General features: G+C 52.0%; 13 protein-coding genes and 1 pseudogene. 12 read left to right on the top strand and 2 right to left on the bottom strand.

What is annotated here, in order from left to right; all coding sequences use genetic code 11:
* Window positions 1-102: 102 nt before the first annotated feature.
* The 5 genes and pseudogenes from M0651_RS11860 (at window position 103) to thiI (ending at window position 4,258) form a co-directional block, all read left to right on the top strand.
* Window positions 103-357 (top strand): DUF1540 domain-containing protein, encoded by a 255-nt coding sequence (locus M0651_RS11860; protein ID WP_308195501.1) that lies wholly within the window; start codon window positions 103-105, stop codon window positions 355-357.
* 30 nt (window positions 358-387) lie between these two features.
* Window positions 388-786: a hypothetical protein gene (locus M0651_RS11855; protein ID WP_248551951.1), complete on the top strand. Its 399-nt coding sequence runs from the start codon at window positions 388-390 to the stop codon at window positions 784-786.
* A 186-nt stretch (window positions 787-972) separates the two neighbouring features.
* Window positions 973-1,737, top strand: a complete 765-nt coding sequence (locus tag M0651_RS11850) for a lytic transglycosylase domain-containing protein (RefSeq protein WP_248551950.1) — start codon at window positions 973-975, stop codon at window positions 1,735-1,737.
* 128 nt (window positions 1,738-1,865) lie between these two features.
* Window positions 1,866-3,004, top strand: a pseudogene (locus M0651_RS11845) (cysteine desulfurase family protein).
* Between the two features lie 18 nt (window positions 3,005-3,022).
* Window positions 3,023-4,258, top strand: a complete 1,236-nt coding sequence (thiI, locus tag M0651_RS11840; RefSeq protein WP_248552025.1) for a tRNA uracil 4-sulfurtransferase ThiI — start codon at window positions 3,023-3,025, stop codon at window positions 4,256-4,258.
* Between the two features lie 56 nt (window positions 4,259-4,314).
* Here the strand turns inward: thiI and M0651_RS11835 are convergent, their stop codons facing one another.
* Window positions 4,315-5,019 carry a TerC family protein gene (locus tag M0651_RS11835; RefSeq protein ID WP_248551949.1) on the bottom strand — a complete coding sequence of 235 codons (705 nt, stop codon included), beginning with the start codon at window positions 5,017-5,019 and terminating at the stop codon, window positions 4,315-4,317.
* Window positions 5,020-5,149: 130 nt separating this feature from the next.
* Between M0651_RS11835 and M0651_RS11830 the strand changes: the two genes are divergently transcribed.
* The 6 genes from M0651_RS11830 (at window position 5,150) to M0651_RS11805 (ending at window position 10,630) form a co-directional block, all read left to right on the top strand.
* Window positions 5,150-5,809, top strand: coding sequence for a TerC family protein (locus M0651_RS11830; RefSeq protein ID WP_248551948.1), 660 nt, complete (start codon window positions 5,150-5,152; stop codon window positions 5,807-5,809).
* A gap of 156 nt (window positions 5,810-5,965) precedes the next feature.
* Window positions 5,966-6,466, top strand: coding sequence for a hypothetical protein (locus tag M0651_RS11825; RefSeq protein ID WP_248551947.1), 501 nt, complete (start codon window positions 5,966-5,968; stop codon window positions 6,464-6,466).
* Between the two features lie 223 nt (window positions 6,467-6,689).
* Window positions 6,690-8,531 (top strand): translational GTPase TypA, encoded by a 1,842-nt coding sequence (gene typA / locus M0651_RS11820; RefSeq protein ID WP_248551946.1) that lies wholly within the window; start codon window positions 6,690-6,692, stop codon window positions 8,529-8,531.
* Window positions 8,532-8,567: 36 nt separating this feature from the next.
* On the top strand, window positions 8,568-8,876 hold the full coding sequence (locus tag M0651_RS11815; RefSeq protein ID WP_248551945.1) for a YlaH-like family protein: 309 nt from the start codon (window positions 8,568-8,570) through the stop codon (window positions 8,874-8,876).
* A gap of 93 nt (window positions 8,877-8,969) precedes the next feature.
* Window positions 8,970-10,070 (top strand): LCP family protein, encoded by a 1,101-nt coding sequence (locus M0651_RS11810; RefSeq protein ID WP_248551944.1) that lies wholly within the window; start codon window positions 8,970-8,972, stop codon window positions 10,068-10,070.
* A gap of 107 nt (window positions 10,071-10,177) precedes the next feature.
* A complete protein-coding gene (locus tag M0651_RS11805) occupies window positions 10,178-10,630 on the top strand; it encodes a pyridoxamine 5'-phosphate oxidase family protein (RefSeq protein WP_248551943.1) in 453 nt (150 codons plus the stop codon).
* 40 nt (window positions 10,631-10,670) lie between these two features.
* On the opposite strand, the gene M0651_RS11800 is transcribed toward M0651_RS11805, so the two are convergent.
* A complete protein-coding gene (locus M0651_RS11800; RefSeq protein ID WP_248551942.1) occupies window positions 10,671-11,252 on the bottom strand; it encodes a YhcN/YlaJ family sporulation lipoprotein in 582 nt (193 codons plus the stop codon).
* A gap of 129 nt (window positions 11,253-11,381) precedes the next feature.
* Between M0651_RS11800 and M0651_RS11795 the strand changes: the two genes are divergently transcribed.
* Entirely contained in the window at window positions 11,382-12,713 is a 1,332-nt protein-coding gene (locus M0651_RS11795; RefSeq protein ID WP_248551941.1) for a PhoH family protein, read from the top strand.
* Window positions 12,714-13,162 lie beyond the last annotated feature (449 nt).

Here is a 13,162-nt window from a genome sequence, read left to right as displayed (position 1 = left end):
AACCTTGAAATAATGAAAAGATGCCGAGATACCGGCATCTTTTTTCTTTTGGGAACGATTTGCTATTAGCCTGGCGCATAAGGGGATGGAGGGGAGGAGAAAATGATACGCGAGGTGATCAACATGCCAAATGGGGACAAACCCATGGTCAAATGTAGCGTATCCAACTGCACTTATTGGGGAGACAAAAACGTGTGCAACGCCGACGTAATTATGATTGATGTCGATCAGCATGCGAATAGCCGCTATTCGGCGGAATTCGCCGGCGAAACGTTTGATACGGAACACCGAGATTCCGCCCCGTCGTCCGCCGCTACTTGTTGTCATACGTTCAAGCCTAAGTCGAAATCATCGTAACAAAAACACTAGTTAACGGAGGTGCTTTTGATGACGGATACCAAAGCAGACAAACCGGAGCAACCCGCATCCAGCAAAAGCCGCACCGATTACCCGCGTATAGCTGACCGCGAGCACCGTGAGGAATATGCGGCCGAGGTCACGCCCGCTGGGACTTTCAGCGGTAACGTGGTTCGGAGCGAAACTCGCGATGCAGATCGGACCGAACGTGCGGATGGAGCTCGTACGGCCGGCCGGACGGTTGGTTATGTTGGCGTCGGTCTGGGTATCGCTTCGCTCTTCATGTGGTCGATTATCCTGGGTCCGCTGGCGGCGGTCATGGGCTTTTACGCCTACAGCCAAGGCAATAAAACGTCCGGCGCTTGGGCTATCGGCTTGGGGATCGTTTCTACGCTAAGTTATTTCGTACTCATGCCGTTTACTCGCTAACCCTACACCCCTGGGCGGAGGATAGCGACGAAATCATGAACGTTATATCCACAGGCTAACGTCGTCTTTCAGACGTTGGCCTTTTTTTACATTTGCAAATTTTATCGAAAAAGGGTGGTACGAGTCGTTGAATCCGTGTAAAATATAGGCATTACCTAGTTTTCCCCCAAGAGGAGCTTATAAGGCATGCAAATCGATCCGCGTACGATGGGACAGTTAATTCAGCTTCAGTCCTTGAATCAATTAGACTTGCAAGGAACGTCAGCGCAGCGGGCTTCAAGCGATATGGACGGCTCGTTGTTTGATATATTGTTACAGGAAATGATGTTGGCGGAACAGGATGCGAACGTTTCAGCCGATTCCGCGGGCACCGATGCTCGTTCCGTGTTGGAATCGTTACAGAGGTATCTGTATTCTGCCGGGTCCAACGATTCGGACACATTGGACGATCTGTTTTCGGAGGTGTTTTCCAATTCTGAGGCAGTGACCGCGATGCGGAGACAAGAGAATTCCACCGTGCTTCCTTCGGAGAGCCCAGCGGATCTACAGTCCTTGATCACCCAAGCCAGTGCTCGATATGGGGTGCCCGAGAGCTTGATCAAAGCTGTGATCGCGACCGAATCGTCGTTTAATTCGCAGGCAGTTTCGTCTGCCGGTGCTAAAGGTTTGATGCAGTTGATGGACGGTACGGCAAGAGGGCTTGGGGTCAGTAACCCGTTTGATCCCGCACAGAACATTGACGGAGGCACCAAATATTTATCGTATCAGATCAATCGTTATGGCGGTGACGTCAAAACGGCGCTTGCGGCTTATAATGCCGGGCCTGGAAGGCTGCAACGGCTCGGGATCGGGAACGATGAGCAACTGATGGAGAAGTTTCGCTTACTCCCGCAGGAGACGCAGGGGTACATTGCCAAGATTATGAGAGCACAGGCTAAATTTGAGGCTTAGTTGGTTTTTGCATGCATACTGATAATGGCGCTACATTATGAGGAAGATCAAATGGAAAACGCTCCGACCGCGGTTGTTTCGGGTATACGCGTTTTTCATTTGGTCTTTTTTGAGATGAAGGTGAAGAGATGATTTATTTTGACCACGCAGCAACGACACCGCCGTATGAGGATGTCGCCAAGACCGTAGCGGAAGTGATGGCGCGGCATTATGGGAATCCGTCGTCGCTTCACCGGCTTGGCGAGGAGAGTGCCAAGCTGTTGGATAGGGCAAGGGAAGTTAGCGCCGCGGCTCTGGGAGTTCGGCCGCGAGAAATCGTGTTTACCGGCGGGGCTACGGAAAGCAACAACATGGCAATAAAAGGCGTGGCCCTTCAGTTTGCCGGACGAGGCAAACATTTGATCACAACTGAAACGGAGCATCCGTCCGTGCTGGAGAGCGTGAAGCAAATGGTGTCCTTGGGCTGGGAGGCGACCGTTCTTCCGGTTGACGGAGAAGGAAAGGTGACTCCTGAACAGGTACGAGGAGCGCTGCGTCCGGATACGGTCCTTGTGTCGGTGATGCATGTCAACAATGAAACGGGGGCCATACAGCCGGTGGAGGACATTGGTCGCCTGTTGAAGTCCTCGGCACCTCGGGTTCTGTTCCATGTTGACGGAGTTCAGGGCTTCGGGAAGCTGCCAATTTCCTTAACGGAGGGTTCCATCGATTTATACAGCTTGTCTGCGCATAAACTAAGAGGACCCAAAGGCGTCGGGCTGCTGTATGTTCGCGAAGGACTACAGCTCGTACCGCTGTTGGCAGGCGGTGGCCAGGAGGGGGGATATCGTTCCGGAACGGAGAACATTCCCTATATCGTGGCTTTTTCGAAAGCTTTGCGATTGGCGGCCGAAGCCCGGGACGCCCGGACAACGAAGCTTTACCGCTTGCGAGGGCAATTGATCCAAGGGCTTGCGGAGATCCCGGAGCTGACGGTAAATTCACCTGCGTTGGGAGCCCCGCATATTGTCCATTTTTCTTATTCTGGTATGAAAGCGGAAGCGTTGCTGCACATGCTGGAGGAGGAGGCTTTTACGTATCCACCCGCTCGGCGTGCTCTTCCAAGCGAAGTGAACCCAGCCGTATTCTGCTGGCCATGGGTAAATCCAAGGATATCGCCTCATCGGGTATTCGGATCAGTATGGGCGATGAACATGAAGAGCGAGACATAGAAGCCCTGCTCGCTGCGTTGAAGCAATCGGTCAAGCGGCTGCAGGCTTTACGATAGGAGAGAAATGTCAAGATGCTGGAATATGATATGTTATTGCTCCGCTTTGGAGAAATCATTCTTAAAGGGCGGAATCGGTCGCGATTTGAAAAGGTGGCCCACAATCACGTCAAGGCGCTGCTGCACCCTTATCCTCGCGCCGAGATCATGAAGGAATATGGAAGGATCTATATTGCGTTAAACGGAGAGCCGCTTGCGCCGATCGTCGCTGCAATGAAGAACGTATTTGGCGTCACCTCGATCTCTCCGATCCGGGTTACCCCATCCCGTCTCGAGGATATCATCCCGGCTGCGGTTCATTTCGTCAAAGAGCTTGGCGTCGGGCCTGGCACGAGGTTTAAAGTTAGCGCCCGCCGGGTCTGGAAGCCGTTTCCCCACTCGACGCATGAGATGAACAAGCTGGTCAGCGGCCCGATCCTGAACGCCTGCCCCGAGCTGCATGTGGACGTACATGACCCCGAATTGGAGCTGCGTGTGGAAATCCGGGAACAGGGCACTTATTTATTCAGCGAAGTGATCCCCGGAGCGGGTGGATTCCCGCTCGGAACGAACGGTAAAGCAATGTTGCTGCTATCCGGAGGTATCGACAGCCCTGTCGCCGGTTGGTCGGCGCTGCGTCGCGGGTTGGAGATCGAATGCGTTCATTTTCACAGTTATCCCTTTACGAGCAAAAAAGCCGAACAAAAGGTCATTGACCTGGCTACCGTGTTGGCGGGGTTTGCAGGTTCGATCAAGATGCATCTGGTTCCTTTTACCGATATCCAAACGAAGCTGGCGAAATCCGGTCAAGAGAACCTGACCATAACCCTGATGCGTAGATCTATGCTGCGCATTGCCACCAAGTTGGCTGAACGTAACGGAGCCCTAGCTCTGGTCACTGGAGATAGTCTGGGCCAGGTGGCCAGCCAAACGTTATCCAGCATGAATGCAATCGGGCGGGTAACCGATTTGCCGCTGCTGCGGCCATTGGTGATGACGGACAAGGTAGATATTATCGCGATGGCGCAGCAAATCGGCACCTATGATTTGTCGATCTTGCCTTACGAGGATTGCTGTACGTTATTCGTTCCGAAGTCGCCGGCGACGAATCCTAATCTACATGTGTTGGAAAGCGTTGAACGTTCGCTTGAGGATTTAGATGAAATGATTCAGAAAGCGGTAGAGGATACGGAAACCATCGTGATTCGACCTGGCCGCAGCATCGTGCGGCGGGAAGCCGGGGAAGACCCTGTTGTGCAAGAAAATTGGTTTTAATTCTATAAAAAAACCGCCAATGCCAGGTTGATGGCTGAGGCGGTTTTTTGCTGTTCCTAGTGGGTTGCCGGATGGGTCTGATGGCTTTCTGTTTCTTTGCGATGCTGACGTTTCTTCATGTAACCGGCCAAAAGCACACCAGCAACGACGATGGCGATCATCAGATAACGAAGAACCGGGTTTGCCTCAAAAAAATGCAGGAAATGTCGTTCCTCGGTGATCATATTGGCGGCGGTATAAGCCAACACCGCTGAGCCAAGGTATGCGATCCAGGGGAACTTGTCCAACAGTTTAATAAATAGGGTGCTTCCCCAAACGACAATGGGTACACTGATCAGCAATCCGATCACAACCAGCACCATATGTTGTTTGGATGCTCCTGCGACCGCGATAACGTTGTCGAGTCCCATTGCCGCGTCGGCGATGATAATGGTACGGATGGCCGGCCAAAGTTTATCCTTGGCTTCGATGTTGTCGTGATCGCCTTCATCGGCCAGCACCTTGTAAGCGATAAAGATCAGCATCAAACCGCCGACTGCCAGCAGCCAAGGGATTTGCAGCAGCCAAACGACAATAAGGGTCGCTGCGATTCGCAGCACCACAGCTCCGGCCGTCCCGTATAGGATCGCCTTCTTCTGGACCGAGTGGGGCAGCTTTCTAGCCGCCATCCCGATGACGATTGCATTGTCACCCGCCAAAATGAGATCGATAAAAATAATGTTGATCAGGGCGAGAAAAAAAGCAGCACTAAATAAGTCCACGTTATGTCACTTCCTCTATAGACGTATATACGTATTAAATCGCTAAAAGGATTCATTTGTCCAGAGTTGTTTTTGTAAAGTGGCATAGCTTGGCTTCATTCTTCATAAAAGTTGTAGGGGAGGGATGAGCTTGGAACAATTGCTGCTGTTATCGGAAATTTTGATCATTAATTTGGTGCTCAGCGGCGATAACGCCGTTGTTATAGCGATGGCCAGTAAGAACTTACCGTTAAAGCAACGCAAACGGGCCGTATGGTGGGGCGCGCTGGGAGCTGTCCTGCTGCGCTGCATTTTGACCTGGGTAGCTGTAATTCTGTTGAAAATCCCGTTTATCCATGCGGCAGGAGGCGTGCTGCTGGCTGCCATTGCTTTCAAGCTGCTGCTGCCTCAGGAGGAGCATTCCCGCGTAGCCGGCGCAGGCTCGTTGTGGAAGGCCGTGCAGACGATCCTCGCCGCCGACTTCATTATGAGCCTGGACAATGTGCTGGCGATCGCTGCGCTGGCGGAGGGGGACTTATCGATCCTTGTTATCGGGATCGCGATCAGCATTCCGATCGTGGTATGGGGCAGCAACCTGATCGCCGATTGGCTGGAGCGAATGCCAATCCTCACTTATGCAGGTGCAGGTATCCTCGGATACACCGCAGGGGATATGCTGCTGCAAGATCCTCAGCTCGGGCCGGCGCTGACGGCGGCCGTTCCCGCTTTAGCACATGTTGTACCTGCAGTGACCGCCGCGGTCGTTATTATGTTCGGTTGGCTGCGAAAATATAACGCTGGACGCGGGTAACTCGCTTCGGCAGTTCCATCCACAGGATCCGAAAAAAACATTTATCCTAGGCTGCAGGCTGAGTGGTTTTTTGGGCAGATTTCATATAAACTGGAAGGGAAGGGGATGTCGTAATTTGCAACGTCTTGTCCCTCATTGTCTTCTGGAAGGTGTGTGATGGATATGTCCGACAACAACAAGCTGATGACTGGCGTTCTCATTCTCGCTGCCGGAGTGATTATCCTGCTCGGAAAATTAGGGGTATTTAGCTTCCTTGGTAGGGCGCTTTGGCCGCTCTTGCTGCTGATCCCAGGGATCGTGCTGCATGTATGGCATTTCTGGCGTAAAGGTCCTGCGGAGCTGCTGCTTCCCGGCGCAATTCTGGTCGTCTACAGCCTCGTATTTTTCACCGGCGTGATTGGAGGATGGCAAACCTTGAGATACACTTGGCCGCTCTTCTTCCTTGGCCTGGCCGTCGGTCTGTTCGAATACGGCTATTTCTCGCCTCAGCGCCAAAATGGGATATTCATCGCCGCCATGATCCTGGGGGCTTTCTCGGTCCTATTGCTGGGCTGGACGTTATTCGCTTCCTCGATCGTGTATTTCCTGGCTGCGCTCTTGATTATTGTCGGTATCTGGCTGATCGCCGCCCGCGGCAATCGCCGTAGATCCTGGTAATGGGGTAATGTTGGGTTAGTTCTTGAAATATTCAAAATTTCACGTATAATATAAGGGATATGTCAAGCGTCGGCATCTAGTCGACGCTTTGTTTTGTGGTTAATGAGGCTGCACTTGGTCCTGTCGATTAAATAACGTTCGAAGTGCAAACTTTATATATAATCAGTTCTGTTTGACAATCGCTTGATAATTTATAGAGACGAAAGGATATGGAGAAAAACCTATGCATGAAAGAAATGAAATTCGCAATATTGCGATTATTGCCCACGTTGACCACGGGAAAACGACACTTGTAGACAAACTGCTGCAGCAGTCCGGGATTTTCCGGGATAACGAGGCGGTACAGGAACGGGCTATGGACTCTAACGATTTGGAACGGGAACGCGGAATTACCATTTTGGCGAAGAACACGGCCATTACGTACAAAGATTATTTGATCAACATCGTAGATACACCGGGACACGCCGATTTTGGCGGAGAAGTGGAACGGATTATGAAAATGGTCGACGGTGTCTTGCTTGTTGTTGATGCTTACGAAGGTTGTATGCCGCAAACCAAATTCGTGCTTCGCAAGGCGTTGGAGCATCACTTGACTCCGATCGTTGTTGTGAACAAAATCGACCGTCCGGCTGCACGCCCGGCGGAAGTGATCGACGAGGTTCTCGACTTATTTATTGAATTGGAAGCGAGCGATGATCAGCTGGAATTCCCGGTTGTTTACGCTTCGGCTTTGAACGGCACGTCCAGTCTGGATCCGGAGAAGCAAGACGACAATATGATGGCGTTGTACGAAACGATCATTGATCATATTCCGGCGCCTACGGAGAAGGTAGACGAGCCGCTGCAATTCCTGGTTACGCTGATGGACTATAACGAATATTTGGGCCGGATCGCGATCGGCCGGGTTAACCGCGGGATCATCCGCCAAGGCCAATCCGTGGCTGTTATGACGCGCGACGGCGGCAAGAAGACCGCTCGCATTGAGAAGCTGTTCGGCTTCCAAGGCCTGCGCCGCGCGGAAATTGAAGAAGCCGGAGCCGGCGATATCGTAGCCATCGCCGGGATCAAAGACATTAATATCGGCGAAACGATTGCCGATCCAAACCAGCCGGAGGCATTGCCGGTATTGAAGATTGACGAGCCTACGCTGCAGATGACGTTCCTCGTCAATAACAGCCCGTTCGCCGGACGCGAAGGGAAATGGGTCACCTCCCGCAAACTGCGTGAGCGTCTGTTCAAGGAGCTGGAAACGGACGTTTCCTTGCGCGTCGAAGAGACCGACAGCCCAGACGCCTTTATCGTATCTGGCCGCGGTGAGCTTCACCTGGGCATCCTGATCGAGAATATGCGTCGCGAAGGTTACGAGCTGCAGGTATCCAAACCGGAAGTTATCGTACGGGAGATTGACGGAGTCAAGATGGAGCCGCTTGAACGCCTGCTGATCGACGTGCCCGAAGAAAGCATGGGTGCGGTTATGGAAAGTTTAGGTTCCCGCAAAGCGGAAATGGTGAATATGATCAACAACGGAACCGGTCAAGTCCGCTTGGAGTTCTTGATTCCAGCTCGCGGTTTGATTGGATATACTACGCATTTCCTGACGTTGACTCGCGGCTACGGCGTGATGAATCACGCTTTCGACAGCTATGGTCCGTTCCTTGGCGGTCAAGTCGGCGGGCGTCATGAAGGGGTATTGGTATCCAGTGAAAATGGCGTTTCGACGCTTTACGGGATTTTGTCGATCGAGGATCGCGGGATCTTGTTCTTGGAACCTGGTACGGAGATTTACGAAGGGATGATCGTTGGGGAGCATACCCGAGACAACGACATCGTCGTTAACATTTGCAAAGAGAAACAACTGACAAACGTACGCTCGGCCACGAAGGACGAAACCGTGAAGATGAAGACGCCGCGGTTGTTCTCGCTGGAGCAAGCGCTGGAATATTTGAATGATGACGAGTATTGCGAAATTACGCCGAAATCGGTTCGCCTTCGCAAGAAGATTTTGAACAAAAGTGAACGTGAGCGGGCGGAAAAACATCGCAAAATGTCGGAAGCCAACTTATAATAATTGTAACGTGGCCATTTGAAGGAGGGGTTCGATATGCAGAGCTGGTTTGCTGAGCATCCAGTCATTTCCTACGTGCTGATCTTCGTGCTGATCGTTTTCGTTTACAATAAAGTCTTTCGCGCACAGCAGAAGCTGCCGCTGTTCAAGGAGATCATCCTTTACCTTCTCATGGCGCTGGGTTCGTTCCTGTTACTCATTTTTCAAATCGACAAGCTGCCGATCATTCAATGTCTGTTGGTCGCTGTCGTTCTGATGCTCATGGTACGGATTCGCTATTTTGTCGAGGGGCGACGAAACAAGGAGAAAAAGTCAGGGCCGTCGGCTGGAGATAAATCGGCATAACTTGGCTCACGCCTAAATTCGGTAACTTTTTCGAAACCCGGTACGTCTTTATGGATGCGACAACATTTTTATAGAAATAAGGTGTTTGAGTTCATGAGTTCTAACCGCAGCGGCTTACCTCCCCGGGGGCATAGCCAAAGAGGCTCGGCAAAAGGTTCGAATAAGGGTTCTGTTAGAAAAAGGAAGTCCAGCGGTTTTAAACGATTTCTAAAGTTTGTCCTGACGCTCCTCATTATCGGAGTGGTTGGGGTTGGCCTTTATGCAGGTTATTTATTTTATACCGCAGATCAGGTGATCGATGCGACCGGGACTACGGACAAAGTAGCGCCGGAGCAATCCGCTAAGGTGAAGCCGATCACGATGCTGTTGCTTGGAACGGATTATCGACCGGCAACGGGTACTCATCTGAGTGATGTCATGATGGTGATCGCGATGAACCCGGAGACGAAGTCCGCCACCGTCGTATCTCTACCGCGTGACACGAGGATGAAACTGGAAGGTTACAAGACGAACAAGCTCAATGCGTTTTATCCGAATTTCCTGGCAGCTGAGAAGAAGACTGGGATCACCGCCACTCAGGAAATGAAAACGATGATGAGCAAGTTTTTTGATATCGATATCGATTATGTCACAGTTCTTAATTTCCAAGGGTTCCGCGATGTGGTGGACGCGCTTGGTGGCGTAGACGTAAATGTCGATGCAGATATGTGTTACCGGGATACGGCGGACGGTACCGATATCAATTTGAAGCAAGGGGCGCAGCACCTAAACGGGGAGGACGCACTTGGTTTCGTAAGATATCGTAAATCGAACTGCAGCCCACGTACGAAGGGCTCGGATGACTTCGACCGTAACCGCAGACAGAACGAAGTGCTGCATGCGCTTATCGACCAAGCGAAGTCGCTTAATGGCGTGATGGGCGCTGGCAAAGTGATCGAGTCCGTCGGCAAGAATATGGATACCGATTTGGAATCGCAGCAAATGAAGAATATGATTCAGGCTTATTGGAGCATTTCCAAGGAAAATGTGGATTTCATGCCGGTAACCGGCGATTGGAAGAGCCCGTACGTATATTTACACGAGGATGAATTGGAGGCGTCCAAGCAAGCCTTAAAGAATCAGATCGCCGGCATCAAGACGCCTGACTCGCAGACTGAAAACGGCGGGAAAGCGGAAAACGAACCGGCTAACTGACGATTGAATGCAAGTTTTGCCACATGCTATAATACAATTAACTGACAGGACAGCTGAAGCGTCTTGAGTAGAATCCCATGCAACGCCGTACAGGAGGGCTGGTCGATATGTCCGAGGTCGTTACCCAATTGTCCGATTCACTTTACGCGATTTTCCAGTCCGAAACGTTTGTATTGCTGAATACGGTGGACCAGGAATCTGGAGGGCCCACTTCCAGTGCGATCTCATGGGTGTATGCCGTGGATCGTTCCAAACTGCGGCTTGCACTTGACCATCGCTCCAGACTGGTCGGCAATTTGAAGGCCAATCCGCGGGTTACCGTCACGGTATTTGGTCAGGAGACGATCTACGCCATTAATGGCCATATTGAGGTTGTGCAGGATCCGCTGGACGGGGTGCCGTTCAATATGTGCTGCTTCGATATTCATATCGATGCTGTGCGGAATGCGTTGTTCTACGGCGCACAACTGGTGTCGCCGCCGGAATATGCCAAAGTTTATGACCAGCGTGCTGCGGACATGCTGGATCGTCAAGTGTTTGACGCCATGAAGAAAGCCTAGCGAGGTCATCGCTAGGCTTTTTTTCCATCTTGGGACAAACTTAACGCAAATTTTGCCGCGACGTACCGCCTCCAGGGGCCATTTGCATTTGTTTCGGGTTTACACCTTCGGGAGGACGGGTATCGTTCGGCAACTGAGGGACGATCCGCCCGATGATATCGGCAAGCTCGGTGGCAAAACCGGATACGGGCCGCCCCTGGCGAATCTTCTTGCCAATCTCGGTGATCCGCTGGTTGATATCCATGTCGGCGGTCACGATGGCGCCGCCCCCGTGAGGATCTTTTCGAAGCGCTTCAGCTACTGTATATTTAATACTCCCAACCCTAGCGCGCTCGAGGCGGCTGTCCACATCGATGCCTACGATGGCCGTTTTGCCCATAATGACACAATGTGCGCCTTTGACGCCGGGAACCTTTTTCACAAGCTGCTCCAAATAAACTTGTCTGTCTCGGTCCGACATTGCCCTGTTGCCGTTTGTATCGGTTGTGGCGTAAGGGTCCACACTTTGCGCTCGGGGCGTATTCTCTGTTTGATTCCTTGGAGAGGGTGATGCCTTTTCAGAACCAGTTCCGCAGCTTGTAAGCAGGGAAGCCGTCACTAACAAACACAGCCATAATCGCATGTTCGATCCGTCCTTTCGGAATTGATCTCTTTCGTACCGGAGTTCAAATATCGATATTAGATTTCCCTGGGCGGGAAAAAATATGTATGATCTCATTAGGCTGCAATGACCGCGGTGGAGGGGATAATGGTGAAGAAGATCTTTGTATTGGATACGAATGTGTTACTGCATGATCCGAGGGCCGTTTTTGCCTTTGATGAACATGATGTGGTCATTCCGGCGGTGGTGCTGGAGGAAATCGACACCAAGAAGCGTAATGCCGACGAGATCGGCCGTAACGCGCGGGGCGTATCACGCCTGCTTGACGGATTGCGGGAAACGGGTCATTTGCATGACGGCGTACCGCTGGAGGGCGGCGGGCGAATTAAGGTGGAACTAAACCACCGCAGCTTCGTCAAAGTCCAGGAAATGTTCGGGGAGGTCACCAATGATAACCGGATTCTTGCCGTGGCCCTGAACTATCATCTGGAGCAGTCGGAGCTAGCCTCACCTCGCCCGGTCATCTTGGTGAGCAAGGATGTCCTCGTCCGGATCAAAGCCGATGTCCTGGGGCTGCACGCGGAGGATTACTTGTCAGACCGGACTGTCGGGCCCAGCGATCTGTACGGAGGTTATTCGTCCATCAAGGTTCACCCGTCGGTGATTGATGAATTTTATACGTATCGTTTTTTGCCAATCAAACCGCTTGGACTCAGTTTCTCCCTTTACCCCCACGAGTTTGTGATTCTGAAAGACGAAATGGGTACCGGTAAATCCGCTTTGCTGAAAGTCAACGAAGACGCTACACGCATGGAGCCGCTGTATCTCAGCAACGAACCGATCTGGGGGATCAGCGCGCGAAACGCCCAGCAACGAATGGCTTTAGAGCTGCTGCTCAATGATGATATCCCGCTGGTCACCATTACTGGCAAGGCGGGAACCGGAAAGACGCTGCTCGCGCTGGCCGCCGGTCTGCTGAAGGTTGAGGATGAACACAAATACAAGAAACTGCTGATCGCCCGGCCTGTTGTTCCGATGGGTAAGGATATTGGTTATCTGCCCGGGGAAAAGGAAGAGAAGTTGCGTCCCTGGATGCAGCCGATCTACGATAACCTGGAGTTTCTGTTCGATACGAAAAAATCCGGCGATATCGAGAAAATCCTGATGGGACTCGGCAGCATTCAGGTGGAGGCCCTCACTTACATTCGCGGCCGTTCGATCCCGGGACAGTTCATTATCATCGATGAGGCGCAAAATCTATCTCGCCATGAGGTCAAAACGATCGTGTCGCGCGTCGGGGAAGGCAGCAAGATCGTGCTGGTGGGCGATCCGGAGCAGATCGATCATCCTTACCTCGATGCAACCAGCAACGGCTTGACCAGCTTGGTCGAGCGCTTCCGCGACCAGGGCATCAGCGGGCATATCACGCTGGAGAAAGGCGAACGCTCGAAGCTGGCGCAGCTGGCGGCGGATTTGTTGTAGAAGGCGCAACTCGCAGAAAACCAGTGGTAGCCAAGTCAACGGAAGCAAGTAACGACCTCGGCCCGCTCTTGTCCGCCGGTTGTCCAAGGATGAGATAGAAGGAAGACAACCGGCTCCCAAATGCGGACGTAAACTTCCTCCGGTTCGTTACTTGCTTTCCAGGAGTAGGGAGGCGCCAGCCGAGTGCTGGTCACTCGTCCGTCGCGGAATAATAGTAATAGCCCGGCGAATCGGTATAACTTGATTCGCCGGGCTATTTTGTCATATAGAGGAGGGCTAACGGAACGGAGAGACGTTATTCGGTTGAAAATGAGGGATCCTGAGCTCTAACGGAACCAGATGACCTTATTTGGACTCTTTTGGCGTCAACAGTTAGGTTTATGGCTGAATAACGGCTTGTGGTTCCGTTAGAGCGGGAAATACCCGGGAAATGAACAAATAGCGGCTCT

Source organism: Paenibacillus mellifer, assembly GCF_023195895.1.
GTDB classification, from domain to species: domain Bacteria; phylum Bacillota; class Bacilli; order Paenibacillales; family Paenibacillaceae; genus Fontibacillus; species Fontibacillus mellifer.
The sequence above is the reverse complement of the archived record's forward strand: the minus strand, read 5'-3'. Positions and strand labels throughout refer to the sequence as shown.

Excerpts from the sequence above, each read along its gene's own strand:
- M0651_RS11860 (WP_308195501.1), top strand. The coding sequence starts at position 103 with ATGATACGCGAGGTGATCAACATGCCAAATGGGGACAAACCCATGGTC.
- M0651_RS11855 (WP_248551951.1), top strand. The coding sequence starts at position 388 with ATGACGGATACCAAAGCAGACAAACCGGAGCAACCCGCATCCAGCAAA.
- M0651_RS11850 (WP_248551950.1), top strand. The coding sequence starts at position 973 with ATGCAAATCGATCCGCGTACGATGGGACAGTTAATTCAGCTTCAGTCC.
- M0651_RS11825 (WP_248551947.1), top strand. The coding sequence starts at position 5,966 with ATGGATATGTCCGACAACAACAAGCTGATGACTGGCGTTCTCATTCTC.
- typA (WP_248551946.1), top strand. The coding sequence starts at position 6,690 with ATGCATGAAAGAAATGAAATTCGCAATATTGCGATTATTGCCCACGTT.
- M0651_RS11815 (WP_248551945.1), top strand. The coding sequence starts at position 8,568 with ATGCAGAGCTGGTTTGCTGAGCATCCAGTCATTTCCTACGTGCTGATC.
- M0651_RS11810 (WP_248551944.1), top strand. The coding sequence starts at position 8,970 with ATGAGTTCTAACCGCAGCGGCTTACCTCCCCGGGGGCATAGCCAAAGA.
- M0651_RS11805 (WP_248551943.1), top strand. The coding sequence starts at position 10,178 with ATGTCCGAGGTCGTTACCCAATTGTCCGATTCACTTTACGCGATTTTC.
- M0651_RS11800 (WP_248551942.1), bottom strand. The coding sequence starts at position 11,252 with ATGCGATTATGGCTGTGTTTGTTAGTGACGGCTTCCCTGCTTACAAGC.